At 69.2% G+C, this 25,075-nt stretch carries 25 protein-coding genes; 11 read left to right on the forward strand and 14 right to left on the reverse strand.

Going from position 1 to position 25,075, the window contains the following annotated elements; translation table 11 throughout:
- Positions 1–24: 24 nt before the first annotated feature.
- Both soxR and ACWGID_RS31865 read right to left on the reverse strand, forming a co-directional pair.
- Positions 25–504: a redox-sensitive transcriptional activator SoxR gene (soxR, locus tag ACWGID_RS31860; protein WP_452202889.1), complete on the reverse strand. Its 480-nt coding sequence runs from the start codon at positions 502–504 to the stop codon at positions 25–27.
- Positions 505–550: 46 nt separating this feature from the next.
- On the reverse strand, positions 551–1,825 hold the full coding sequence (locus tag ACWGID_RS31865) for an MFS transporter (protein WP_452202891.1): 1,275 nt from the start codon (positions 1,823–1,825) through the stop codon (positions 551–553).
- 71 nt (positions 1,826–1,896) lie between these two features.
- Here ACWGID_RS31865 and ACWGID_RS31870 point away from each other — a divergent pair, with 71 nt between their 5' ends.
- Positions 1,897–2,901, forward strand: a complete 1,005-nt coding sequence (locus ACWGID_RS31870) for a GlxA family transcriptional regulator (protein ID WP_452202892.1) — start codon at positions 1,897–1,899, stop codon at positions 2,899–2,901.
- Here ACWGID_RS31870 and ACWGID_RS31875 read toward each other — a convergent pair.
- Positions 2,898–4,025, reverse strand: a complete 1,128-nt coding sequence (locus tag ACWGID_RS31875; protein ID WP_452202894.1) for a M24 family metallopeptidase — start codon at positions 4,023–4,025, stop codon at positions 2,898–2,900. The two genes, ACWGID_RS31870 and ACWGID_RS31875, sit on opposite strands and share 4 nt — an antisense overlap.
- Positions 4,026–4,070: 45 nt before the next feature.
- Here ACWGID_RS31875 and ACWGID_RS31880 point away from each other — a divergent pair, with 45 nt between their 5' ends.
- Genes ACWGID_RS31880 through ACWGID_RS31890 form a run of 3 tightly spaced genes read left to right on the forward strand, consistent with a single transcriptional unit; the run spans position 4,071 to position 7,364 of the window.
- Positions 4,071–4,847, forward strand: coding sequence for an alpha/beta fold hydrolase (locus ACWGID_RS31880; RefSeq protein WP_452202896.1), 777 nt, complete (start codon positions 4,071–4,073; stop codon positions 4,845–4,847).
- Between the two features lie 40 nt (positions 4,848–4,887).
- Positions 4,888–5,766, forward strand: coding sequence for an SDR family NAD(P)-dependent oxidoreductase (locus ACWGID_RS31885; protein ID WP_452202898.1), 879 nt, complete (start codon positions 4,888–4,890; stop codon positions 5,764–5,766).
- Positions 5,763–7,364: an AMP-binding protein gene (locus ACWGID_RS31890; protein WP_452202900.1), complete on the forward strand. Its 1,602-nt coding sequence runs from the start codon at positions 5,763–5,765 to the stop codon at positions 7,362–7,364. The genes ACWGID_RS31885 and ACWGID_RS31890 overlap by 4 nt, the downstream gene beginning before the upstream one ends.
- On the opposite strand, the gene ACWGID_RS31895 is transcribed toward ACWGID_RS31890, so the two are convergent.
- Genes ACWGID_RS31895 through ACWGID_RS31910 form a run of 4 tightly spaced genes read right to left on the reverse strand, consistent with a single transcriptional unit; the run spans position 7,351 to position 10,898 of the window.
- The gene (locus ACWGID_RS31895; RefSeq protein WP_452202902.1) at positions 7,351–8,133 is read right to left on the reverse strand and encodes a TIGR03619 family F420-dependent LLM class oxidoreductase; all 783 of its coding nucleotides are present in this window, start codon (positions 8,131–8,133) and stop codon (positions 7,351–7,353) included. The genes ACWGID_RS31890 and ACWGID_RS31895 overlap by 14 nt on opposite strands.
- Positions 8,134–8,150: 17 nt before the next feature.
- On the reverse strand, positions 8,151–8,930 hold the full coding sequence (locus ACWGID_RS31900) for a citryl-CoA lyase (RefSeq protein ID WP_452202903.1): 780 nt from the start codon (positions 8,928–8,930) through the stop codon (positions 8,151–8,153).
- Entirely contained in the window at positions 8,927–10,138 is a 1,212-nt protein-coding gene (locus tag ACWGID_RS31905) for a CaiB/BaiF CoA transferase family protein (RefSeq protein ID WP_452202905.1), read from the reverse strand. The genes ACWGID_RS31900 and ACWGID_RS31905 overlap by 4 nt, the downstream gene beginning before the upstream one ends.
- Positions 10,128–10,898: an IclR family transcriptional regulator gene (locus tag ACWGID_RS31910; RefSeq protein WP_452202907.1), complete on the reverse strand. Its 771-nt coding sequence runs from the start codon at positions 10,896–10,898 to the stop codon at positions 10,128–10,130. The genes ACWGID_RS31905 and ACWGID_RS31910 overlap by 11 nt, the downstream gene beginning before the upstream one ends.
- A gap of 117 nt (positions 10,899–11,015) precedes the next feature.
- Between ACWGID_RS31910 and ACWGID_RS31915 the strand changes: the two genes are divergently transcribed.
- From ACWGID_RS31915 to hrpA, 5 genes are all read left to right on the forward strand, one after another.
- On the forward strand, positions 11,016–12,029 hold the full coding sequence (locus ACWGID_RS31915; RefSeq protein WP_452202909.1) for a Bug family tripartite tricarboxylate transporter substrate binding protein: 1,014 nt from the start codon (positions 11,016–11,018) through the stop codon (positions 12,027–12,029).
- Positions 12,026–12,532: a tripartite tricarboxylate transporter TctB family protein gene (locus ACWGID_RS31920; protein WP_452202911.1), complete on the forward strand. Its 507-nt coding sequence runs from the start codon at positions 12,026–12,028 to the stop codon at positions 12,530–12,532. Before ACWGID_RS31915 ends, ACWGID_RS31920 begins: the two co-directional genes overlap by 4 nt.
- Positions 12,529–14,091, forward strand: a complete 1,563-nt coding sequence (locus ACWGID_RS31925) for a tripartite tricarboxylate transporter permease (RefSeq protein ID WP_452202913.1) — start codon at positions 12,529–12,531, stop codon at positions 14,089–14,091. The genes ACWGID_RS31920 and ACWGID_RS31925 overlap by 4 nt, the downstream gene beginning before the upstream one ends.
- Before the next feature lie 113 nt (positions 14,092–14,204).
- Positions 14,205–14,609 (forward strand): universal stress protein, encoded by a 405-nt coding sequence (locus ACWGID_RS31930; RefSeq protein ID WP_452202915.1) that lies wholly within the window; start codon positions 14,205–14,207, stop codon positions 14,607–14,609.
- 138 nt (positions 14,610–14,747) lie between these two features.
- Entirely contained in the window at positions 14,748–18,812 is a 4,065-nt protein-coding gene (gene hrpA, locus ACWGID_RS31935) for an ATP-dependent RNA helicase HrpA (protein WP_452202917.1), read from the forward strand.
- Here the strand turns inward: hrpA and ACWGID_RS31940 are convergent, their stop codons facing one another.
- From ACWGID_RS31940 to ACWGID_RS31955, 4 genes are read right to left on the reverse strand one after another with little or no spacing between them, the layout of a single operon-like run.
- A complete protein-coding gene (locus ACWGID_RS31940) occupies positions 18,813–19,433 on the reverse strand; it encodes a response regulator (protein ID WP_452202919.1) in 621 nt (206 codons plus the stop codon).
- The gene (locus ACWGID_RS31945) at positions 19,433–19,960 is read right to left on the reverse strand and encodes a sensor histidine kinase (RefSeq protein WP_452202951.1); all 528 of its coding nucleotides are present in this window, start codon (positions 19,958–19,960) and stop codon (positions 19,433–19,435) included. Before ACWGID_RS31945 ends, ACWGID_RS31940 begins: the two co-directional genes overlap by 1 nt.
- Entirely contained in the window at positions 19,843–20,196 is a 354-nt protein-coding gene (locus ACWGID_RS31950; protein WP_452202921.1) for an ATP-binding cassette domain-containing protein, read from the reverse strand. Before ACWGID_RS31950 ends, ACWGID_RS31945 begins: the two co-directional genes overlap by 118 nt.
- Positions 20,197–20,248: 52 nt before the next feature.
- Entirely contained in the window at positions 20,249–21,190 is a 942-nt protein-coding gene (locus tag ACWGID_RS31955; RefSeq protein ID WP_452202923.1) for a helix-turn-helix transcriptional regulator, read from the reverse strand.
- Between the two features lie 64 nt (positions 21,191–21,254).
- Between ACWGID_RS31955 and ACWGID_RS31960 the strand changes: the two genes are divergently transcribed.
- Positions 21,255–22,109: a DinB family protein gene (locus ACWGID_RS31960; protein ID WP_452202925.1), complete on the forward strand. Its 855-nt coding sequence runs from the start codon at positions 21,255–21,257 to the stop codon at positions 22,107–22,109.
- On the opposite strand, the gene ACWGID_RS31965 is transcribed toward ACWGID_RS31960, so the two are convergent.
- On the reverse strand, positions 22,088–22,906 hold the full coding sequence (locus tag ACWGID_RS31965; protein WP_452202927.1) for a helix-turn-helix domain-containing protein: 819 nt from the start codon (positions 22,904–22,906) through the stop codon (positions 22,088–22,090). The genes ACWGID_RS31960 and ACWGID_RS31965 overlap by 22 nt on opposite strands.
- Positions 22,907–22,976: 70 nt before the next feature.
- Here ACWGID_RS31965 and ACWGID_RS31970 point away from each other — a divergent pair, with 70 nt between their 5' ends.
- Positions 22,977–23,723 (forward strand): phytanoyl-CoA dioxygenase family protein, encoded by a 747-nt coding sequence (locus ACWGID_RS31970; protein WP_452202929.1) that lies wholly within the window; start codon positions 22,977–22,979, stop codon positions 23,721–23,723.
- A 59-nt stretch (positions 23,724–23,782) separates the two neighbouring features.
- Here the strand turns inward: ACWGID_RS31970 and ACWGID_RS31975 are convergent, their stop codons facing one another.
- Positions 23,783–24,199 carry a VOC family protein gene (locus ACWGID_RS31975; protein WP_452202931.1) on the reverse strand — a complete coding sequence of 139 codons (417 nt, stop codon included), beginning with the start codon at positions 24,197–24,199 and terminating at the stop codon, positions 23,783–23,785.
- Between the two features lie 180 nt (positions 24,200–24,379).
- On the reverse strand, positions 24,380–25,054 hold the full coding sequence (locus ACWGID_RS31980; RefSeq protein WP_452202933.1) for a CGNR zinc finger domain-containing protein: 675 nt from the start codon (positions 25,052–25,054) through the stop codon (positions 24,380–24,382).
- Positions 25,055–25,075: the final 21 nt, after the last annotated feature.

Genomic DNA, 25,075 nt, shown 5'->3' on the forward strand with positions numbered 1-25,075 from the left:
CGGGCGGGGCTGGGTTGGGTGGGGTTAGGCGCAGCGGTCGGGGTGGCAGGGGGCGCCGGTGGTTGTGGTCAGGCGGCGGGGGCCGGGGCCGGCTGTGGCGAGGGTGTCGAGGGGGTTGGCCAGGGCGCAGCGGTCGAGGGACAGGCAGCCGCAGCCGATGCAGTCCTTGAAGTCGTCGCGGAGTTGCTCGAGGTGCAGGATCCGGCGGTCGAGTTCGGCCTGCCAGCACTCGGAGATCCGCTCCCAGTCGGCGCGGGTCGGCGTCCGGTTCTCGGGCAGCAGCTTGAGAATCGCGGCCACCTCGCTCAGCGGGATGCCGACCCGCTGGGCGATCCGGATCAGCGCCACCCGCCGCAGCGTGTCCCGCTTGTACCGGCGCTGGTTGCCCGACGTACGGCGGCTCAGCACCAGCCCCTGACGCTCGTAGAAGTGCAGAGCCGAGATCGCCACGCCACTGCGCTGCGACAGCTGCCCGACCGTCAACTCACCCGGCTCGATGTCCATCGCCCACTCCTCCAACCTCAACTAAAGTCGAGGCTAGCGGACGGACTCAGACAGTGACGACCCGCCGCCCGATACTCGCCGACATCAGCGCGGCCGCGGCGCACAACCCACCGGCCAGGTACCACGCGAGGTTGTAACTGCCCTGCGCGTCCCGGATCACACCGGCACCGGTCGCGGCCAGTGCGGCACCCACCTGGTGCGACGCGAACACCCAGCCGAACACGATCGGACCGTCCTGCCCGAACCACTCCCGGCACAGCGCCACGGTCGGCGGAACGGTCGCCACCCAGTCCAGCCCGTAGAAGATGATGAACACCCAGGTGCTCGGCGCGGCGGTCGGACCGAGCAGCGAAGGCAGCACCAGTAGCGACAGACCGCGCAGCGAGTAATAGGCGATCAGCAGGTACCGCGGATCCCACCGGTCGGTCAGATACCCGGAGAAGATCGTCCCGCCGACGTCGAAGACACCGACCAGCGCCAACAGCGAAGCAGCCGTCGTCGCCGGCATCCCGTGGTCGTGCGCGGCCGTCACGAAGTGCGTCCCGACCAGCCCGTTCGTCGACGCACCACAGATTGCGAACCCACCCGCCAGCAGCCAGAACGCCGGCCGCCGCGCAGCCATCCGCAGCGCATTGAGCGCCCGCACCGCACTACTACCCGTCATCTCAACCCGCTGCCCGGCTGTGCTCCCCTCCGGAGCGCCGTACGCCCGCAGCCCCACATCACTCGGGTAGTCCCGCAGGAACAACAGCACCAGCGGTACGACGGCCAGCGCGGCACCGGCAGCCACCAGCGCGGGCACACGCCAGCCGTAGTGGCCGGCGAGCGACGCAATGAGCGGCAGGAAGATGAGCTGCCCGGTCGCACCGGCCGCTGTCAGGACTCCAGTGACCAGACCGCGCCGATGAACGAACCAGCGTCCGGTGATGGTCGCGACGAACGTCATCGACATCGAACCGGTGCCGACACCGACAAGCAGACCCCAGCACAGCAGCAACTGCCAGGACTCGGTCATGAAGACGGTCAGACCGCTGCCGAGCGCGATCAGCACCAGCGCTCCACTGACTACCTTCCGCAGCCCCAAGCGGTCCATCAGTGCCGCCGCGAACGGCGAGATGCCACCGAACAGCAGCAGGTTGATCGACACCGCCGCCGAGATCGTCGCGTGCGACCAACCGAACTCCTCGTGCAGCGGGTCCAGCAGCACACTCGGCACCGACCGGAAGCCGGCCGCCCCGATCAAGGTCACGAACCCGACCACCGCGACCGCCCAGGCCAGGTGCACCCGGGGAGTCTTCTTCGTCTCCAGAATCTGCGTCACCCGACCAAGAGTGCCGGTTCGATGATCATCGAACAAGTGGCCAGAATGCCACGATGTGTCAAGATATGGCCATGCCTACTCGGAGTCCTCGGAGTGCACGCCGGCACCTGGCGTCGGTCGGCTCACACGTGATCGCCGTGCTCGCCCTCGAGCCGGTGGTCGGGTTCGACCTGACCATTCCGCCGACGGTGTTCGGCGCCGCGACCAAGGCCGACGGCACGAAGCTGTACGACGTACGCATCTGTGGCCTCGGTGGACCGGTGCGGGCGGGCGCCGGCTTCAGCCTCGTCCCGGACCACGGCCCCGAGGCGCTGGCCGAGGCCGACACCGTCATCATCCCGGGCACCTACATCGCAAAGCCGCGGTACGAAGGCACCCTGCCCGACGACCTCGCGGCCGCGCTGGCGACCATCCGTCCGGGCACCCGGATCGCCTCCATCTGTACGGGCGCCTTCGTCCTGGGCGCGGCCGGCTATCTCGATGACCGCCCGGCGACCACGCACTGGGAGCGGGCCGAGTTGTTCCGCAGTGTCTATCCGCAGGTGCAGCTCGACGAGGACCGGCTGTTCATCGACGACGGCGACGTCCTGACCTCGGCCGGACTGGCCGCGGGCATCGACCTGTGTCTGCACCTGATCCGCCGCGATTTCGGCAGCGAGGTCGCCAACCGGGCCGCGCGGCATTGCGTCGTCGCGCCGTGGCGTGACGGCGGACAGTCGCAGTTCATCGAGCGCGCCGTACCCGAAGAGGGCAGCGAGGGTACGTCGCCCACGCGGGCCTGGGCGCTCGGACGGCTCGGTGAAGAGATCAGCCTGGCGGGCATGGCCGCGCATGCACAGATGAGCGTCCGTACGTTCAGCCGGCGCTTCAAGGCCGAGACAGGCCAATCCCCCGGCACTTGGCTGCTGCAGCAGCGCGTGCGCCACGCCTGCCACCTGCTCGAGACGACCGACCTGTCCGTCGACCGGATCGCCGAGGAGGCCGGCCTGGGTACGGCGGCCTCCCTGCGACACCACCTGCGGTCCGAGCTCGGAGTCTCCCCGCTCGCCTACCGCAAGACCTTCCGGGCGGGCTAAACGATGACTAGGTCGTGCGGCTGGTTGTTCATCGACTCGCCGCCGTCCGCGGTCACCACGACGATGTCCTCGATGCGTGCACCCCACCGCCCCGGCTGGTAGATCCCCGGCTCCACGCTGAACGCCATACCGGCCTCCAGCGGCAGACTGTTGCCCGCCACGATGTACGGCTCCTCATGCACGTCCAGCCCGATCCCGTGGCCGGTGCGGTGGATGAAGTACTCACCGAACCCGGCGTCGGCGATCACGTCCCGCGCCGCCGCGTCGATCGACTCCGCCGTCGCACCGGGCCGCACAGCGTCCACAGCGGCCTGCTGAGCCCGCTGCAGTACGGCGTACGTCGCGGCGACGTCAGCGTCCCGCGGTGTACCGACGGCGTACGTGCGGGTCGAGTCGGAGTTGTAGCCCTCGGCCACCGGACCACCGATGTCGACGACGACCACATCGCCCGCCTCGATCACCCGCTCGGACAGGGCGTGGTGCGGGCTCGCGCCGTTCGGGCCGCTGGCGACGATCACGAAGTCCGCCTCGGTGTGGCCTTCCTCGACGATCGCGGCCGCGATGTCAGCGCCGACCTCGGCCTCGGTCCGGCCCGGCCGGAGCCAGTCGCCGACCCGCGCGTGCACGCGGTCGATCGCGGCGCCCGCCTTGCGCAGCGCCTCGATCTCCGCAGCGTCCTTGCGCATCCGCAGCTCGCGCACGATCGGACCGGCGAGCACCTGCTCGGCCTTCGGCAACGCGTCTCGGATCCCCAGCACGTGCAGCGCCGGCGTGAAGTCGCTGACCGCGACCCGCTCGGCGCCCCGCAGCCGATCAGCCGCCAGGGTGTACGGGTCGACGCCGTCGACCCACGTCACGACCTCGACACCGAGCTCCTCCAGCGGCAGACCGGAGAACCCCGGCGCCTCCAGCTTCGGGACGATCAGCGCCGGTACGCCGTCGGCCGGGATGAGTAGTGCGGTGAGGCGCTCGAACGAACCGCCCGGCTGACCGATCAGGTAGCGCAGGTCGGAGCCCGGCGCGATCACCAGGCCGGTGCCGGCCGCAGCCGCACGGGCACGGTCGAGACGGGCACGGAGTACGGCGGCCTCGGGAACGGGAGGAAGTGCTGAGCGACGAGCCATGGTGCGACTCTAAAACTGTCGGGGCCGATTGCTACAACTGCTCCCATGACTCTGCACCATGTTTCGATCGGCGAGGGCCTACCGGTGCTCGCGATCCACGGCTGGACACCCGACCACCGGCTGATGACCGGCTGCCTCGAGCCGATCTTCACCGAGCTGCCCGGCTACCGCCGGCTGTACCCCGATCTTCCCGGCATGGGGCAGAGCCCGGCAGGAGACATCGACAGCTCCGACGGCATCATGGCCGCGCTCCGCGCCTTCATCGACGAGCAGATCGGCGACCAGCCGTTCCTCCTGCTCGGCGAGTCGTACGGCGGCTATCTCGCCCGCGGTCTCGTCGCGGAACGCCCCGACCAGGTCCTCGGGCTCGGGCTGATCTGCCCGACCGGCCGGCTGTGGCACAAGGACCGGCAGCTTCCCGAGCATGTGGTGCTGCGGACCGAGCCAGGGGTGCTCGAGTCGCTGACCGAGGGTGAGGACTTCACCGAGATCGCGGTCGTACAGACGGCGGCGGCGCTGGCGGCGTACCGGTCGGATGTCGCGCCGGGGCTGGAGATCGCCGACACCGCGGCGATGGACCGGATCCAGCAGAAGTGGGCGTTGACGACAGCTCCGGAGAGCGGCCCGGTGTACGAGCGGCCGTCGCTGATCATGTGCGGCCGGCAGGACTCGGTGACCGGGTACGCCGATCTGTACGAGATCCTCCCCCACTACCCGCGGGCGACGTACGCGGTGCTGGATGTGGCGGGTCACAACCTGCAGCTCGAGCAGCCGGAGTTGTTCGGCGCGCTGGTCCGGGAGTGGTTGCAAAGAGTCGGCTGAGGGCTCCCGCGCGTGGCTACCAGCGGGTAATGTCGGCCGCATGGTGACTGGGAAGCGACCGATCGGGTGGCCGTTGCTTGTCGCGCTGACCAACGGACGGACCAAGATCCCCGACGAGCGGCTTGCCGCGGCCGTCCGCGGCAAGGTGATCCTGGTGACCGGTTCGTCGTACGGGATCGGCGAGGCGACAGCCCGGCGGCTCGCGGCGGCCAGTGCGACGGTGCTGCTCGTGGCGCGGACCGAGGACCAGTTGCAGGTCGTTGCCGACGACATCCGGTCGGCGGGCGGGTCGGCGTACGTCTATCCGGCGAATCTCGCCGACCCCGCCGCGGTCGAGGAGCTGGTGCGGACGGTGCTCGCCGAGCACGAGCGGGTGGACGTGCTGGTCAACAACGCCGGCAAGTCGATCCGGCGGTCGATCGCGGACACCTACCAGCGGTTCCACGACATCGAGCGGACCAACGCGGTGAACTATCTGGGCCCCGCGAAGCTCGTGCTCGAGTTACTCCCGTCGATGCGGGAGCACCGGTCCGGTCACATCGTGAACGTGTCGACGGCCGGCGTCCGGACTCCCCCGATGGCGCGCTGGTCGGCGTACCTGGCGTCGAAGAGCGCGTTCGACGTGTGGCTACGTTGCGTGGCGCAGGAGGTGCGCGGCGACGGGGTCACCACCTCGACTGTCTACATGGGGCTGGTACACACGCGGATGAGCGAGCCGACACCACTGCTGAACAAGATGCCCGGGCTGTCGCCTGAGCAGGCCGCCGACCAGGTGTGTACGGCGGTGGCGGAGCGGCCGCACAACATCACGCCACCCTTCGTCCGGCCGGCTGATGCGCTGGGCAATCTGTTGCGCGTCCCGACAGACCGGTTGCTCGAGCAGTACTTCCGGCGTACCGGAGGTGGGAAGAAGCGATGAGGACGATCCGCCCGATCGGGCCGATCCGCCCGCCCGAGTGGTTGGTACAGGGCGCGGCCGAGGTCGCCGGGTTGTCGGTCGCGCTGGTCAAGTCCGGGGTCTGGCGGTCGGCGAGTCCGGCGCAGCTGATCCGGATCGAGCGGGCGCTGCGCACCTGGGGTCAGTCGATGGCCGCGCTCGGCGCGATCGCCGCGATCCGCTACCCGGAGCGCGCGGCCGTCATCACCGGCGAGGACTCGATCACGTACGCCGAGCTCGATCGCCGGTGCGAGCGGATCGCGGCCGGGATGCAGGCGCGGTACGGGATCGTTGCCGGGAGCAAGGTCGCGGTGTTGTGCCGGAACCACCGCGGGTTCCTGGAGGCGACGCTCGCGGCATCGCGGATCGGCGCCGACGTGTTGTTCGTGAACACGGAGTTCGCCGCACCGCAGTTGCAGGCCGTGCTCGAACGTCACCGTCCCGACCTGCTGATCCACGACTCCGAGTTCACCCCGCCGAAGGACATCCCCGCCGTCCAGACATTGGACGAGCTGGCCGCGAGCGAGGCGCCTGGGGCCGCGGCGCCCGCGACGACCGGCCACATCACGGTCCTCACCTCGGGGACGACGGGCACGCCGAAGGCGGCGCCCCGGGTGCCGACCGCGCTCGGGCTGGCCGGGCTGACCGGGAGCGCGCTCAACCGTTTCGGGCTGCGGTCGGGTGAGCCGATGATCATCTGCCCGCCGCTGTTCCACGGGCTCGGGCTGCTCACCTCGATGCTCGCACTCTTCCTCGGCTCGCCGCTCGTACTGCGGCAGCGGTTCGACCCGGCCGCCGTGCTCGCGGATGTCGAGGCGACCCGCGCCGGCGCGATCGTCGCCGTACCGGTGATGCTGCGGCGGATGCTCGACCTCGGTCCGACGGCGATCGCGGAGTACGACCTGCGCTCGCTGCGGGCGGTGATCTCCGGGGCGTCGCAGCTCGGCGCGCCACTGGCCGAGCGGTTCATCGAGCGCTTCGGGCCGGTGCTGGCCGACGCGTACGGGTCGAGCGAGGTCGGGATCGCCACGATCGCGACGTCCGCCGACCTGCTCGCCGCGCCCGGGACCGTCGGGCGTCCGTGTTTGGGCAGCTCGCTTCGGATCCTCGACGACCAGGACCGCGAGGTGCCGACGGGATCGACCGGCCGGATCTTCGCCGGCGGCGGGCTGGTGTTCGGCGGGTACTCCGACGGTTCCAGCAAGACCGTGGTCGACGGCCGGATGAGCACCGGCGATCTCGGCCACCTGGACGCGGCCGGTCGCCTGTTCGTCGACGGTCGCGAGGACGACATGATCGTCTCCGGTGGCGAGAACGTGTACCCGGTCGAGGTCGAACAGTGCCTGGCCGCGCATCCAGCCGTCGCCGAAGCGGTCGTCACCGGCGTACCCGATGACGAGTTCGGCCAGCGCCTGGTCGCGTACGTCGTGTTGCGCGAGCCCGCCACCGGGGACGAGTTGATCGAGCACGTGAAGGCGAATCTGGCCCGCTACAAGACGCCGCGGCAGATCGTAATTCTCGACGAGTTCCCGCGGAACGCCACCGGCAAGGTCCTGCGCGGCAAACTCACCCCGCCGTGAACAACCCGTGGAACCGCGTCATCCGCTCCAGCGCGGCAGTCTCGTCACCGAAGGACACCGCAATGGTCTCGGCGCCGGCTTCGGCGAGTTCGTGAGCCATCGCCACCACCGGTTCGGGATCGCCACTCGACCAGTCGAGCCTGGTCCCGACCTTGACCGGCCGATCGCCGTACGACCGCAGCTTCGCGACGGCCGCCGCGAACCCGGCACCGTCCAGGTTCAGACCCTGCCACTCGTCCCCGAACCGAGCCGCCCGGCGCAGCGCGGGAACCGTCGTACCACCGATCATGATCGGCAGCGGCGCGCGCGGCCGCGGCTCGAACACGCCGCCGCGATCCCGGCCCTCGAAGAGGTCGCGGATGATTCCGAGCGACTCGTCCGTCCGCCGCCCGCGCTCCTCGAACACCGCACCGACCGCCGCGAACTCGGCGGCCGCCCATCCCGCTCCGACACCGAGGACGACGCGCTCACCCGAGAGCCGATGCAGTGTCGCGGCTTGTTTCGCGACGACGTACGGGCTCCGCATCGGCAGCACGAGGACCGAGGTACCGAACCTGATCCGGGTCGTGCGCGCGGCGAGGTACCCGATCGTCACGAGCGGCTCGTACACACCGCCGTACGTCGGGCCGAACTCACCCGGCGGCAACAGGTGATCGGGCAACCACGCCGTACCGTAGCCTAGCTCCTCGGCGGCGATCGCCAGCTCGACCAGGCGCTCGGGCGGCATCGACGGCGATTCGTCCGGGAGGACAACCTGCAGCTCGACCATGCGCCGACCCTAACCCGTCAGAGTGAGCGTGGCGGGTGGCCGGTGTACGTCGGGATCACGGACTTGGGCAGCGGACCTTTGATCCGGGTCGGCTCCTGCTGCTGCTCGTGCGCATGCGCGAGCAGGCCGACGGAGCGGGAGAGGATGAACAGGCCACGGGCGAGCTCAGGAGGCAGGCCGAGCTCGGCGTAAATGGTGGCAGTCGCGCCGTCGACGTTCATCGGGATCGGGGCGAGCGCCGCCTCGAGGGCGAGTGCGACTTCGAGATGCTGCCCCTGAATGGTGCCATCGGCAACCGCCTGCTGAGCGGCCGAGATCAGCGGATCGCGCCGCGGGTCCCGCGGATGGAACCGGTGACCGAAACCGGGGACGTACGCCTTACGAGCCTTGTACGACGCGACAAGATCTCGCGCCGCGGTTTCCGGATCGCCCCCTGCGTCGACCAGCTGATACAGCACCTCCAAGCATTGCTGGCCCGCGCCACCGTGCACGTCACCGAGGAGGTTGACGCCCGTCGCGATCGCGTTGTTGAGCGCCAGCCCGCAGGAGGCCGCCATCCGGGCCGCGGCGATCGACGGAGCCTGCGGGCCGTGATCGACCGCGGCGACCAGCGTCTGTTCGAGGAGCTGCGCCTCCCCCGCCGTCGGCAGCTCGCCGCGGATCATCAGCCAGATCATCTGCGGGAAGCTGACTGCCCCGATCAGCTCCTCGATCGGATACCCGTGGAAGCGGATCACCCCCGGCTCGATGTCGGAGATCCCGGTGGCCCACCAGTCCGCAGCCTCGTCCGTCGTCACGTCCCGCCCTCCCGCCGTAGCGTGTCGATCTCGTCCTCGGTGTACCCGAGCTCGCTGAGAATCTCCTCGGTGTGCTCGCCCAGCCGCGGTGGTCGCGACGACGGGCCGACCGAATGACCGTCCACGTGCACGCTGCTCCCGAGCACCCGCAGCTCACGATCCCGCCCGTCCGGCATCTCGACCGTGTGCAACAGCTCCCGCTCCGCCAACTGCGGCATCGTCAGCGCCTGCTCGACCGTCAGCACCGGAGCCACAGGTACGCCGGAGTCAGCCAGCAGCTCGTCCCAGTGCGCGGCCGGCTGCTGCTCGAGGGTCTTCTCCAGCTCGGCCTTCAACTCCAGCCGGTGCGCCTTGCGCGCCTCCCGCGAGACGAACCGCTCGTCCACGATCAGCTCAGGACGTCCCAGTCGCCGGCACAACTCGACGTACTGCTCCTGTTTGTTGGCCGCGATGTTCAGGCCACCGTCGGCGGTGCGGAACATCCCGGACGGCGCCGACGTCGCGTTCTCGTTGCCGATGGCACCGGGTTTGCGACCGCCGACCAGGTAGTCCGAGACCACCCAGCCCATCGCCGCAACCGCCGTCTCCAGCATCGAGACATCGAGGAAACTTCCCGCCCCGGTGCGGGCCCGCTTGACTAGCGCCGCCGAGATCGCGAACGCCGCGGCGTACCCACCGAGCGTGTCCGCGATCGGGAACCCGGTGCGGATCGGCGCGGTCTCCGGGGTACCGGTGACGCTCATGATGCCCGACAGCCCCTGGATGATCTGGTCGTACGCCGGCCGGCCGCGCATCGGACCGGTCTGGCCGAAGCCCGACACCGCGCAGTACACCAGGCCCGGATTCAGCGACCGCAAGGCGTCGGCCGGGAACCCGAGCCGCTCGAGCACCCCCGGCCGGAAGTTCTCCAGCAGTACGTCGGCCTCGCGCACCAGCCGCTCGAACACCTCGCGGCCGCGCGCGTTCTTCAGGTCCAGCGTGATCGAGCGCTTCCCGCTGTTCTGCGCGAGGAACGAGATGCCCAGACCGTCCTTCGACAGCTCCGGATCACCGCCGAGGTTCCGCGCCAGGTCACCCGACCCGGGCACCTCGACCTTGATCACGTCCGCGCCCATCAACGCCAACTGGTAGCCGGCGAACGGTCCCGCGAGCACGTTGGTGAGGTCCAGCACCCGCACACCGGCGAGCAGATCCGCGTCAGGACGCACTGAACCCGCTCCACCCCGTCCGGACGATCGTCTCCGCGCACCGACGTACGGCGGTGATGTACGACGGCAACCGGTCGTCGCTGAACCGTGTCGTCGGACCGCCGATCGCGATCGCCGCCACGACCCGCCCGTCGGTACGCTGTACCGGGGCCGCGACACCCGAGGCGCCGAGCTCGCGCTCACCGTGACTGACCGCGAACCCGCGCGCTGCCGTGTCGGTCACCGCGGCGCGCAGCGTCTTCGCGTAGCCGGCCTGTCGCGGGGCCTCCAGCGCGAGCTCCTCGATCAGCGACGGGTCGACGTCGAGAACCGGCGGATCCGTGAGCAGCACCTTCGACGCGGCACCGCCCCACAGCGGCATCGAGGACCCGACGACCACCATGTGCCGAACGCTCAGCGAGCCGGGCGCCTGCGCGAGACAAACGCGCGTACGGCCGACGCGGATATAGAGGTTCGCCGTCTCTCCCGTGTCGGCGGCGAGCTTGCCCATCGACGCCCGCACGGCCGGCGGGATCTCCATCGTCGCGCTACTCAGCCGGGACCAGCGCAGGAAGCCCGGACCGATCGAGTACTTGCCCGGGCCGATCGCCGCGACCAGACCGCGCTGCTCGAGGGTCGTGACGAGCCGGAGCACCGTCGTCTTCGGCAGGCCGCTCGCGTTCGTCAACTCGGCCAGCGACCAGGTTGGATGCTCGTCGTCGAACCGCTCGAGCAGGTCCAGCGCCCGGTGCACACTCCGTACTCCGTCACCTTCACTCATGCCCCGACTCTAGCCTTGCGTGCCACAGAACGGAATCTCTGTACCTCCTGGTGGAATGCTGCTACGGTCGCCGGAATTGACCCTGAACTGACTCCGCGCCCACAGGAGGTAGTACTCATGTCGCGACCCCGCTCGGCGCTGGTCGCCGCGGGACTCGCCGGCAGTCTGCTGATCAGCGGCTGCTCGGCACTGGAGAAGACCCTCGACGGGGGCAGCGTCGCCGGCGACTTCCCGAGTCGCAACGTCGAGATCATGGTGCCCGCCGCGCCTGGTGGTGGCTGGGACCTGACCGCTCGGCAGTTCCAGCACGTGATCCAGGAGAAGAAGCTGCTCGGCGAACGAGCGGTCTCGGTGCTGAACGTGACCGGCGCCGGCGGTGCCGTCGGCATCTCCAAGCTCGCCACGAAGAACCGCAAGGACCCGCACACGCTGATGATCACCGGCCTGGTGATGGTCGGCGCGCTGACCCTGAACCAGTCCCAGGTCACCGTCACCGACACCACCTCGATCGCGACCATCACCGCCGAGCAAGAGGTGCTGGTGGTGAAGGCGGACTCGCCGATCAAGTCCCTGAAGGACCTGGTCGACATGTACAAGTCCGACCCGTCGAAGGTCAGCTGGGGCGGCGGCACGATCGGCGGCACCGACCACATCACGGCCGGCACGCTGGTCAAGGCGGCCGGCTCGGACCCGTCGAAAGTGAAGTACATCAGCTACTCCGGCGGCGGTGAGGCGACCGCGGCGATCCTGTCCGGCGACGTGACCGTCGGCATCTCGGGACTCAGCGAGTTCGAGGAGCAGATCAGCGCCGGCAAGATGCGCGTCCTCGCGACGTCCGGCACCGAGCCGATCACGCTGAACGGCAAGCAACTCCCGACGCTGAAGTCCGAGGGGTACGACGCCGAGGTCCAGAACTGGCGCGCCATTGTGGCACCGCCGGACGTCCCGCCCGCCGACCGGCAACGCCTGATCGACTTCGTCACCCAGGTGAACAAGTCCCCGGAATGGGCCGAGATCCGCAAGAAGAACGGCTGGACCGAGTTCTTCAAGACCGGCGACGACGCCACCAAGTTCATCACCGAGGAAACCACCCGAGTGCAGGCCCTCGAGAAAGAACTAGGGATCAAATGAGTGCCACGGAACAAGAGGCCACCGAGGTCAAGGCCTCGGATGTCGAGGTCGAGGCGTCGCGGACGGTAAGGATCGTTGCCGCGGTCGTCCTGGTCGTGCTGAGTGCGACGTTCCTGGTCGGCGTGTTCGACATCCGGAGTCCGAAGGGGCTCGATCCGGCGGGGCCGCGGTTCTTCCCGCTGCTGGTGACGGTTGCGTGGCTCGTGCTCTCGATCGCGTACCTGATCGAAGGGCTGCGGTCGCCGCGCACCGCTCGGACCAGCGATCGCAGCTGGTTCGAACCGGTAGCCGTGTCCGCGCTACTCGTCCTCTACGCGCTGCTCGTCGTGCCCCTCGGGTACGTCGTCTCGACCGCGTTGCTGTTCTTCGCGGCGGCTCGCGTGCTCGGTAGCCGCCAGTTGGTGCGGGACATCGTCGTGGCCGTCGTGCTCGCGGTCGCCGTCTACGTGGCGTTCACGCAGTTCCTCGACATCTCGCTGCCGGGAGGGGTGCTGGGCCTGTGATCACTCTCAGCGTCTTCGGCGAACTCCTGCACGGGTTCGGCACCGTCCTCGACCCGATGAACCTGCTGTGGGCGGTCCTCGGCGTCACCCTCGGCATGCTCGTCGGCATCCTGCCCGGCATCGGCCCCGCGCTGACGATCGCGCTGCTGCTGCCGATCACCTTCAACTTCTCCGACCCGATCGGCGCCTTCATCATGTTCGCCGGGATCTACTACGGCGCCATGTACGGCGGTTCGACCACGTCGATCCTGATCAACACCCCCGGTGAGTCGGCGTCGGTCGCGACCGCGATCGAGGGCCACAAGATGGCGCTCAACGGACGTGCCCGGGCGGCCCTGGCGACCGCCGCGATCGGCTCGTTCGTCGCCGGCACCATCTCGACCGTCCTGCTGACCTTCGTCGCGAAACCGATCGGCACGCTGGCCGGCCATTTCCAGGCGACCGACTACTTCGCGATCACGCTGCTCGCGATGGTGGCGGTGACCGCGATCGTCGGGCACTCGATGGTCCGCGGTCTGCTCTCACTGGTGGTCGGACTGTTCATCGGGCTGATTGGTCTGGACAGTCTGTCCGGTGCGCCGCGGTACACGTTCGGCACGCTCCGGCTGCTCGATGGGATCGATGTGGTGATCGTCATCGTCGGGCTGTTCGCGATCGGCGAGACGTTGCACGTGGCATCCAAACTCCGGTCGACGCCCGAGCGTCCCGCCGTACTGGAGAAGGGGCGGCTGCGGACCGGGTACCTGAACAAGTCGGACTGGGGTCGGTCGTGGAAGCCCTGGTTGCGGGGTACCGCGCTCGGGTTCCCGTTCGGGGCGATCCCGTCGGGCGGGGCCGAAGTACCGACGTTCCTGTCGTACTCGATCGAGCGGCGGCAGGCGCGGAAGAAGGGCCGGGACGAGTTCGGGGACGGCGCGATCGAGGGCGTCGCCGGACCCGAGGCGGCGAACAACGCGTCGTTCTCCGGCGTGCTCGTGCCGCTGCTCACACTCGGCCTGCCGACCTCCGCGACCGCCGCGGTGATGCTGGCGGCGTTCCAGATCTTCAACGTGCAACCCGGACCGCAGCTGTTCGAGGAGCAGAGCACGCTGGTCTGGACGCTGATCGCCTCGCTGTACATCGGCAACCTGATCCTGCTGATCATGAACCTGCCGCTGATCCAGATCTGGGTCCAGGTCCTCAAGGTCCCGCGCCCGCTGCTGTACTCCGGGATTCTCGTGTTCGCGTGCCTCGGGGTGTATTCGCTGTCCGGCTCCGGGTACGAGGTACTGATGGCGCTGGTGATCGGAGTAGTCGGCTTCTTCATGCGGAAGCTCGACTTCCCGATCGCGCCGGTGATCCTCGGGGTGATTCTCGGGCCGACGATGGAGGAGCAGCTCCGCCGGTCGCTGGTGATCTCCAACGGGGACGCGAGCGTGTTCGTCACCCGCCCGCTGAGCCTGGTGATCATCGTGCTGACCGTGCTCGCGCTGTTCGTGCCGTACCTGCCGCGCATCGTCGCCCGGATCCGGGGTACCGAGCCGGCCCGGGAGCGCCTCAGCTTCGGAGAGGACGACTGAGGCGGACGTGCACCACTCACCAACGGGCCATTCGAGCGCTCGCCCGGGCGGCGACTGGGCGGGGATCGCGTGGTTGGTGAGTGGTGCACGTCCGCCCATGGGAGAGTGAGGCCGTGAAGATTCTCGTCGGATACGTACCAACGCCCGAAGGTGAGGCGGCGCTGACCGCGGCGGCGGCCGAGGCCGAGTTGCGCGGGGCCACGGTGCTGCTGCTGAACACCAGTCGCGGCGACTCCTACATCGACGCCCGCTACGCCAACGCCGACGAGTTGGCGGCCGCCGAGGCGAAGCTCCGCGAGCACGGCGTCGACGTCGTGGTCCAGCAGGCCGTCTCCGAGGGTGACGTGGCCGGCGCGCTCCTGAAGGCGGCCGCGGCAGACGACGTCACGCTGATCGTCCTCGGTCTGCGCCGCCGCAGCCCGGTCGGCAAGCTCATCCTCGGCAGCACCGCGCAGCGCGTCTTGTTGGAGTCCCCGGTGCCGGTGCTCGCGGTGAAGGTGCCGTCGCTCCACGACTGACGGACCTCCAGGCCATCACAATCCGGGTCTGCGGCGCGGCTCCCGCGTGCGCCGAGCGTGACGGAGCGATTGTGATGGCCTGGGCGTTCGGGTAATCCGGGTGAGGTGCTGGTGTCGGCCGCCTAAACTGGTCGGGTTATGCCTGATGCCCGGACCGAGTCCCCGAGTCCCTCCCCCGTCCCCTCCCAGGACCAAGCGCCGCCGCGACGCCGGCGCCGCGGCGGGAAGGGCCGAAAAGCCACCAACCCGCCGGCCGCTCCCCCTGCCGAGTCCTCCGAGGGCGAGCTGAGTCTGTCCGACGTGGCCGCGCGGCTCGAGGATCTGACGGCGTACGATCGGCAGCAGTTGGGCCGCCGGCTGGAGCGGGTTCGGCGGACGGCCGACGCGAAGCGGGGTGCTGAGCTCCGCGGGGTGATCGGCGCGGTCGAGCAGGCCGAGCGACGGGTCGAGGTACGCCGGAACGCCGTACCGGAGATCATCTACCCGGAAGAGTTGCCGGTCAGCCAGCTCAAGGACGAGATCGCCGACGCGATCCGCGAGCACCAGGTCGTGGTCGTCGCGGGTGAGACCGGCTCCGGCAAGACCACGCAGATCCCGAAGATCTGTCTCGAGCTCGGTCGCGGGATCCACGGCATGATCGGCCACACCCAGCCCCGACGGCTCGCCGCGCGCACCGTCGCGGAGCGGATCGCCGAGGAGCTCGGGACCGAGCTGGGCGAGACGATCGGGTTCGCGGTCCGGTTCACCGACAAGGTCAGCGAGCGGTCGCTGGTCAAGTTGATGACCGACGGCATCCTGCTCAACGAGCTGCAGCGCGACCGCGACCTGTCCCGCTACGACACGCTGATCATCGACGAGGCGCACGAGCGCAGCCTGAACATCGACTTCATCCTCGGTTACCTCAAGCGCCTGCTCCCCCGGCGCCCCGACCTCAAGGTGATCATCACCTCGGCCACCATCGACCCGGAGCGCTTCGCGGCGCACTTCGCCGCCGCCGACGGCACGCCGGCGCCGATCGTCGAGGTCTCCGGCCGCACCTACCCGGTCGAGGTCCGGTACCGCCCGGTCAACGACCCCGACGATCCTTCGACCATTGACCGCGACCAGACGCAGGCGATCCTGGACGCCGTCGACGAGCTCGAGTACGAGGCGTCCGGCGACGTACTCGTCTTCCTCAGCGGCGAGCGCGAGATCCGCGACACCGCCGACGCGCTCAACGACAAGTACGCCGCGCAGCGCGGCAAACCCGGCGCGGTCGAGGTCCTCCCGCTGTACGCGCGACTCTCGAACGCCGAGCAGCACCGCGTCTTCCAGCCGCACTCGAACCGCCGCATCGTGCTCGCCACCAACGTCGCCGAGACCTCGCTGACGGTCCCCGGCATCAAGTACGTCGTCGACCCCGGTACGGCGCGCATCTCGCGGTACTCGCACCGCACCAAGGTCCAGCACCTGCCGATCGAACCGGTCTCGCAGGCGAGCGCCAACCAGCGCAAGGGCCGCAGCGGCCGGACCAGCGACGGCATCTGCATCCGGCTGTACTCCGAGGAGGACTTCGAGAACCGCCCCGAGTTCACCGACCCGGAGATCCTCCGCACGAACCTCGCCTCGGTCATCCTGCAGATGACCGCGATCGGGCTCGGTGACATCGCGGCGTTCCCGTTCATCGACGAGCCCGACAAGCGCAGCATCACCGACGGTCTGCAGCTGCTGACCGAGCTCGGCGCGATCGAGTCGCCGAAGGGCGGTCGGCTGACCCCGATCGGGCGGCAGCTCGCACTGATCCCGCTCGACCCGCGGCTGGCCCGGATGGTCGTCGAGGCGGACAAGCACGGCTGCGTCCGCGAGGTGATGGTGATCGCGGCCGCGCTCTCGATCCAGGACCCGCGCGAACGGCCGACGGACGCCGAGGCGCAGGCGCAGCAGGCGCACGCTAGGTTCCGCGACCCGAACAGCGACTTCCTCGGGTACCTGAACCTCTGGGGCTACCTGAAGAAGCAGCAGAAGGAGCTGTCCGGTAACCAGTTCCGCCGAATGTGCCGCAGCGAGTACCTGAACTATCTCCGGGTCCGCGAGTGGCAGGACATCTACGCGCAACTGCGGCAGATCGCGACGCAGATCGGCGTACGGCTGAACAGTGGGGAGCCGGCCGATCCGCAGATCGTGCACGTCTCGCTGATGTCCGGTCTGCTCAGTCACCTGGGGATGAAGGACCCGTCGAACCAGCACCAGTACCTCGGGGCGCGCGGGACGAAGTTCGCGATCTTCCCGGGCTCCGGGCTGTTCAAGAAGCCGCCGCAGTTCGTGATGGCCGCCGAGCTGGTCGAGACGTCCAAACTGTGGGCGCGGGTGAACGCGAAGATCGAGCCCGAATGGGCCGAGGAGCTCGCGCCGCACCTGATCAAACGGTCGTACTCCGAGCCGCACTGGGAACGCAAGGCCGGTGCCGTGATGGCGTACGAGAAGGTCACGCTGTACGGCGTACCGATCGTCGCGCGGCGCAAGGTGAACTACGGGAAGGTCGACCCGGAGGTGTCGCGCGAGCTCTTCATCCGGCACGCGCTGGTCGAGGGCGACTGGGACACCCACCACAAGTTCTTCCACGAGAACCGGAAGCTGATCGAAGAGGTCGAGGAGCTCGAGGAGCGGACCCGGCGGCGCGACCTGCTGGTCGACGACGAGACGCTGTTCGCGTTCTACGACGAGCGGATCGGCGCCGAGGTCGTCACCGGGCGGCACTTCGACACCTGGTGGAAGACGGCTCGGCAGCGCGACGCCGACCTGCTCGACTTCGAGCGGTCGCTGGTGGTGCGCGAGGGTGCGGAGGTCAAGGAGGACGAGTTCCCGCTGCACTGGGTGCAGAACGGGATGACGTTCGACCTCACGTACGCGTTCGAGCCGGGGACGGACGCCGACGGTGTCACCGTGCACATCCCGCTGCTCGTTCTCAACCAGGTCAGCGCGGACGGCTTCGAGTGGACCGTTCCCGGGTTCCGCGAGGAACTGGTCACGACGCTGATCAAGTCGTTGCCGAAGCACATCCGGCGGAACATCGTGCCGGCACCGGACCACGCGCGACAGATCCTCCCCCAGCTCGACCCGGCGTCCGGTGCGCTCACCGACGCGATGGCCCGCGCGCTGCGCGAGCTCCGCGGCGTCGTGATCGAGTCGAGCGACTGGGACTGGAGCCGGGTGCCCGAGCACCTGCGGATGACGTTCCGGGTCGAGGACGACAAGCGCAAGACCGTGGCCGAGGGCAAGGATCTTGCCGCGCTGAAGCAGAAGCTGAAGCCGAAGACGACGGCCGCGATCTCGCAGGTCGCCTCCAAGGCGGTCAGCGGGCTGGAGAAGTCGGGTCTGACCGACTGGACCTTCGGCGACCTGCCGCGGAGCTTCTCCGAGCACCGTAACGGCCTGACGGTCGCCGGCTACCCGGCGCTCGTCGACGAGGGCAAGACGGTAGCGATCCGGCTCCAGGAGACCGAGCGCGACCAGGCCGCGGCGATGTGGGCCGGCACGCGACGGCTGCTGTTGCTGACGATGCCGTCGGTGATCGAGGTCGTCCAGCGTCACCTCACCTCTGCTCAGAAGCTGACGCTGCTGTCCGGACCGCACCGGAACGTCGGCGAGCTCCTCGACGACGCGATCTCGGCCGCGGTTGACCAGCTAATGGCTGGTGCGGGCGGTCCGGCGTGGAATCTGACCGCGTTCTCGATCCTGCGCGACGCCGTACGGTCGGAGCTCGCGGACACGGTGCTGACGATCCTCCGGCAGGTCGAGCAGGTCCTCGCGAATGTCCGGACCGTCGACAAGCAGATCTCCCGGGCCTCGAGCCCGACGCTGCTCGCCGCGCTCTCGGATGTCCGCGGTCAGCTCGAAGCCCTGGTCCACCCCGGGTTCATCACCGAGACGGGCGCCAAGCGACTGCCTGACCTGGTCCGGTATCTGCGGGGCATGGAACAGCGCCTCGACAAGATCGGCGCCAACGCCGCCCGCGACCGGTCGGGGATGGCGATCGTGCAGACGCTCACCGACGAGTACCAGAAACGCCTCCGCGCTGTCCCGACCGGCAAGTACCCGAGCCCGGAACTGCTCGAGGTCCGCTGGATGCTCGAAGAACTCCGCATCAGCCTCTTCGCCCAAACTCTGGGTACGCCGTACCCGATCTCGGAGAAGCGCATCCGCAAGGCCCTGGTCGACGCCTGATCAACGCTGCAGCAAGCCGGCCTTGTAGGCGGTGGCCACCGCGGCGGCACGGTCTTTCACCTCGAGCTTCGTGTGGATGTGGATCAGGTGGGTCTTCACCGTGGCTTCGGTGATGAACAAGCGGGCGGCGACGTCGCGGCTGGTGGCGCCGCCAGCGATCAGGCCGAGGACTTCGAGTTCGCGCGGGCTGAGCGTGTCGCGCCGCTCGGGCCGCTTGGTCAGGACAGCTGCGACCGCGGGCGAGAGCACGGTCTCGCCCCGTGCCGCGGCTTGAACGGCGGTCCGCAGTTCGGCTCGTGGCGTGTCCTTCAGCAGATAGCCGATTGCTCCCTGCTCCAGCGCCGGCAGTACGTCGGCATCGTCGCCGAACGTGGTGAGGACGAGGACCCTGATCCCCGGCTGCTGTTCGCGCAATCGCCGGATGACCTCGGGCCCGGACAGTTTCGGCATCCGGAGATCCATCAGCACGACATCCGGCTCGGTCTGTCGCGCCAGGGCCAGCGCCTCCGGACCGTCGCCCGCTTCGCCCACGACCTCGAAGGCCTTGTCGCCGGCGAAGATCCCGAGCAGTCCGTCCCGCACCACCGGGTGGTCGTCGACGATGATCAGCCGAACCGGCATCAGTCCTCCTGGTCTTCCGGTGCCGGAGTCGCGGGGATCGTTGCCGAGATCCCGGTCCCTTCGCCGGGTGCGGTCTCGACCGCGAACGATCCCGCCAGCCGCGTGACCCGCTGCCGCATCGCGATCAGGCCGAAGCCTTCCGACGTACCCGGGGTGCAGCCCTTGCCGTCGTCGCGGACGTCGAGGGCGACCACGTCGTCGAGGTAGGACAGGGTGACTCCCACGCGCGTCGCGTCGGCATGCTTGGCCACGTTGCGCAGCGCCTCCTGAGCCACCCGGAGCAGCGTGTTCTCGACCTCAGGATGCAGCGGACGGGTGTCACCGGTGACCGCGACAGTCGTCTCGACCCCGGTCGTCGTCGCCCAGTCGCGGACGGCACGCTCCAAGGCCGAGGTGAAGGCGGCGGACGTCAGGGGTGCCGGGCGGAGCGCGTTGATCGAGCGGCGAGCCTCGTCGAGGCTGTCGCGGGCCAGCGTGCGGATCGTGTCGAGACGCTCGGGCTGCCGGTTCTCCTCGGCGGCTTCCACCTGCATGAGGACTGCAACGCCCGGCGGTCGGTCTGCGGATCCATTCCGAGGACCCGCAGTACGCCGCTGTCGCGCCGCCGGAGGCCTGACGCGCATTCGACCAGAGTGGTCTTTCCGGCGCCGTTCGTACCGGCGATGCCGAGGATCTCGCCGCCGTCCACCGTCAGCGAGATGCCGTCCAGCGCTGTCCTCGACTTGTAGGTCTTGCGGAGGTTCTCGATCTCGATCACTGTCATGCTTCGAGAATCCCGGGCCGGAACGTCCCCGACATCAACCGATCGGTCGATGCTACGAGTCGAGGAGCCGGCGGGCGTGTTCGTGGACTGCTGTACGTAGCTCGGGTGGGCTCAGGATCTCGAAGGGCCAGTAGATACGGACGACTTGGGCGACCAGCGGGCCCAGGTCGTTGGCGGCGAAGCGGACCTCGCAGGTGGTGGCGTCGAGCGGTTCGACGATGCCTTGCGACGGTGGGATGTACTTCGCGACAGTGTCGGCCGGGGCGTGGACACGGAGCCGGGCGACGAGATCCCACGGTGCGACGCCGGTGCCCTCGGCAACTAGCGCGACCGGGTCGGGAGGGTCGTCGAAGCGGTAGCGCGAACCAGTCAGCTGCGGGTTGGTGATGCGGTCGACGCGGTACGTGCGCCACGCCTGACGATCACGGTCGCGCGCCACGAGGTACCAGCGGCGGCCGGTGTGGACGATCTGGAGCGGCTCGACGCTACGTTCGGACTCGGTGCCGTCGTGCGTGCGGTAGCCGAACCGGATCCCTTCGGTGTGCCGGCAGCCGACGGCGAGGGTGACCAGTACGCCGCCGTCGACCGCCGGCAGCTCGCCCTGCGGGAGTTGCGTAGTGTGCGCGCCGATCGCGTCGACCTGTTCCCGGAGCCGGGTCGGCAGCACCTGGTGGAGCTTGGCGAGTGCCGAGATCGCGGCCTCCTCGACGCCGGACACCGTCGTGGTCGTCGCGACCTGCAGCCCAACGGCGATCGCGACCGCTTCGGAGTCCTCGAGCAGAAGCGGTGGCAGGCGACCGCCAGGCCCGAGCCGGTAGCCGCCGCCGATGCCGGCCGCGGCGTCGATCGGGTACCCGAGCTCGCGCAGGCGCGTGACGTCCCGGCGTACGGTCCGGGGCGTGATCTCGAGCCTCGCCGCGAGCTCGGCGCCGTCCCACTGGGGACGCGAGTGCAGCAAGGACAACAGGCGCAGGAGCCGGGTCGCGGTATCCATCTTGTTCCTATTGTCCCCGGAGCTGCGGACCGATCCTGTCCGCAGGTCGTTCTAGCGTGCAGACATGACAACGCTCACGCAGAACCTCCTGGATCTCTCTGACTTCGCCTGGCAGCGGCTGCGGCAGCGCGTGCAGGGGTTGACTGACGAGGAGTACTTCTGGGAACCGTTCGACGGTTGCTGGACGGTCCACAAGACCACCGACGGGTACGTCGCTGACGCGTCGCGGATTCCGCCCGCGCCGGCGCCGTTCACGACGCTGGCCTGGCGGATCACCCATATCGTCGACATCCTGCAGGCCGAGCGGACCGCGACGTGGTTCGGGCACGAGGCGACGGACGACGTACCCGGGGTGCCGGGCTCCGCCGCTGCCGCGTTGGACGCGCTCGACCACGCGTACGAGGTCTGGCGCCGGCGCCTCGCCGCGCTAACTCAAGAGGACCTCGACCGGCCGATGGGCGAGATCGCCGGCCCGTATGCCGAGAGCGACGGTACGTCGTTCGCGCTGCACATCCTCGACGAGCTCATCCACCACGGCGCCGAGGTCGGCACCGTCCGCGACTTCTACCGCGGCACCCACGCCGAGGACCCGTTCCCGGACGCGCTCGCCGGCAAGCTCACCCCAGCCACCCGACCCGGTCTCCTGGCCGAAGCCGCAGCAGCTCAACGCTGGGACCTGGTCCCGCAACTCGCCGACCTCGGGTTCGCCGTCGACGGACGCACGACCGACGGCTTCACCGCCGCGCACCTCGCCGCAGGCACCGGCACCCTGGACACCCTCAAGTTCCTGGTCGACCGCGGCGCCGACCTCTCCCTCACCGACCCGCGCTTCAACGCCGACGTCCACGGCTGGGCCACCTGGTTCAACCAGCCGGAGGTACTCGAGTACCTCGACGGTCAGGGGACGAAGGCGCGTTGAGAGCGGTGGCGGAACTCGGTTGGGGTGAGTTGGTGTGCCGTGGTGAAGCGGCGGGTGAAGTAGGACTGGCTGGTGAAGCCGCAGCGGGTGGCGATGGTGGCTATCGGGGTGTTGGTTGCTGCTAGCAAAGATGCGGCGTGTTCGAGGCGGAGGTCGGTGACGAAGGCGGTCGGGGTGACGCCGTAGGCGGCGCGCATCGAGCGGGACAGGTGGGCGGCGCTGACACCTGCGAGCTCGAGGAGGCGCGGTACGCCGCCGCGCAGGTTCTCCTCGGCGCGCATCGAGGTACAGGCCTTCGCCAGCCAATCGGGTACGCCGGGTGCGCCCGGCTCCCCCGGTGTGAGCAGGTCGAGGAGATCGGTCCAGAAGCGCAGTAGGTCGTAGGTGCTGGGGTTGGTCTGGAAGCGGTCCAGCGCCTGCTCGAAGACGGGGACGGCCGCCGGCTCGTGGAAGCAGACCGGGCCGCGGGCGGACCAGTCGGCGGTGCGCGTCAGGTCGAGGAACCCCTGCCACAGCGAGCTCGGGAACGCGACGTTGAGGAACTCCAGACCGTCCGGTGCCGAACCGCGCACGGCGTGCCGATCGCTCGGGCGAACCAGGACCACGTCACCAGGACGCAGTACCTGCACGCCGCTCGTCAGCAGGTGTTCGCCGTTGCCGGAGACGACGCCCATGAACTCGTGGAAGTCGGCATGCGTGTGCAACTCGGTGTCGCGCGAACGAGCGGGGATCCGCACGCGAGCCGCGTGGTACGGGCGGCCGAACGCGTGCGCCTCGAACCGCAGGATCTGGTGCACATCAACACAGTACAAATTCTCGTTGCCCGGCTGCTAGTCCAGCGAGGTCGCGAACCCGCACGCTGAAGGCATGTATGAGACCGACGGCTATGTCATCTTCCGCGACGTCATCGACTCCGACCTGATCAAAGAAGTGAACGACCATGTCGAGTGGCTGCAGGCTCGGCATCCCGACGTACGGCCCGAGCAACTCGGGCACATCTATCTGCGCGACGACCCGTTCTGGGTCCGGTTGGTGAGCGACGAGCGGCTGGTCGACATCGCCGAGAAGTTCATCGGACCCGACATCGCGCTGTTCGCCTCGCACTACATCTCCAAGCCGCCGTACTCCGGTCAGCCGGTGCTCTGGCATCAGGACGCCGCGTTCTGGCCGCTCGACCCGATGGAGGTGGTGACGCTCTGGCTCGCGGTCGACCACTCGACGCCCGAGAACGGATGCGTCCGGCTGGTGCCGGGCAGTCATCGCGGCGGCGTGGCCGGGATGCGCGACAACACCGACGTCGAGAGCGTGCTCGGCAAGGAGATCGCGGTGGAGGTGGACGAGGCGAAGGCCGTCGACATGGTGCTCGCGCCGGGCGATGTCGAGGTGCACCACCCGAACATCGTGCACGGGAGCAACGCGAACACGTCCCCGAACCGACGCTGCGGGCTGACCATCCGGTACATCCCGACATCGACGCGGATCACGGACGCGGAGTCGCCGTACCCGAGTGCGTTCCACCTGCGCGGCGAGCCGGGGGTGAACAGCTACCAGCCACGGCCGGTGTACGACGAGGGCCGGCACTTCCCGTTCCGCGGCAGCAGCGCACTGACCTGAACTGGGCCTGACATGCGAAGAGCCCGTCCCAGCCGAACTGGGACGGGCTCTTCAGCGGCTCACTCGAGGCAGATCCGGAACGGGTGCCCCGCGGGGTCGGCGTAGATCCGCCAGCCGCGCGCGTTCTCCGCGGGCGGTGGGTCCAGCGGGTCGAGCGGCTCGGCTCCGAGGGCGACCACGGTGGCATGGCCGCTGGAGAGGTCCTCGACGATCAGGTCGAGATGGAGGTCCTGCGCTTCGGTGCCGGGCCAGGTGGCCGGCACGTACTCCTCCGAACGCCGGAAGGCCAGCGTCGAGAACCCCAACGACGAACCGGGGCCGGTCAGGCTCCGCCAGTCGTTGTCACCGCTCTCGTCGATGTCCAGCCCCAGCAGCGCCGAGTAGAACTGGGCGAGCTCGAGTGGGTCCTGGCAATCCAGCACCACCGAGCCGAGCCGCCCGGCAGTACTGCCCGGCTGCTCTGCCACCTGCGTCATCTGTCCTCCACTTTCTGTTGCGTCAGCCTGCTCCTTGTTCGGGGCAGGACAGGCCAGGCCCGTCTTGTCGGAAGGCCCGGCCGCCTACGATGACAGGTCGGGGGGACAGTTGGCACCTTTCGACACGCATTCTCGGCTCGTGAGCCGATCGCTGACAGTGAAGGTTCGACCGCGCTACCACTAAACAGCAGGTACGGCGGTAGCGCGGCGGCGCTCGCCGAGCTTGCGGATCTTCACCCGCGTCCCGCAGTCCTCCATCGCGCACCAGCGTCGCGACCCGTTCCGGCTGCGGTCCAGGAACAGCCACCCGCAGCCGCCCTCGTCGACCGGGCAGGCCTTCAACTGGCGCAGGTCGACGGTCCGGACCAGCTCGACCGCGGCGACCACCAGCCGGTCCGGGACGAGCTGGGCCGGCGATGTCCCGACGACCAACTCGGCGATCCCCTGATCCCGCTCAGCGTCCGGGATCAGCATCGACCGCGCGGCCGCCGCCGACCACCGCAACATCAAGCGCTCGAACGCGGATCCCTCGCTGCGCTTGACGCCGTCGACAGCGACGGCAGCCCCGTCCGCGCGCGGCGCGAGCACGTCGTACGTCGCCTCGCGGATCTCGAGCGTCGCACGCAGCGCCTTCGCGGCGAGCTCGGGCGCGGTCCGCCAGGTGCCCTCGACAGCACTGAAATCGCGGGTGTCGATGAGCTCGATCCGGCGGCTCCAGGCGAGCAGTTCGGCCGGCGATGTGAGGTAGTCGTGCTCGGCTTCACCGCCGCGCAACCGCGGGCTGACCGTGTTCACCAGATCGAGGGCCGGATGGCCGCCCACGATGCGGAATTCCGCGTGAGAACTGTCGGTCATAGGTGAGACGCTACCAGCATC

The sequence above is a fragment of the Kribbella sp. NPDC054772 genome (genome assembly GCF_053611945.1).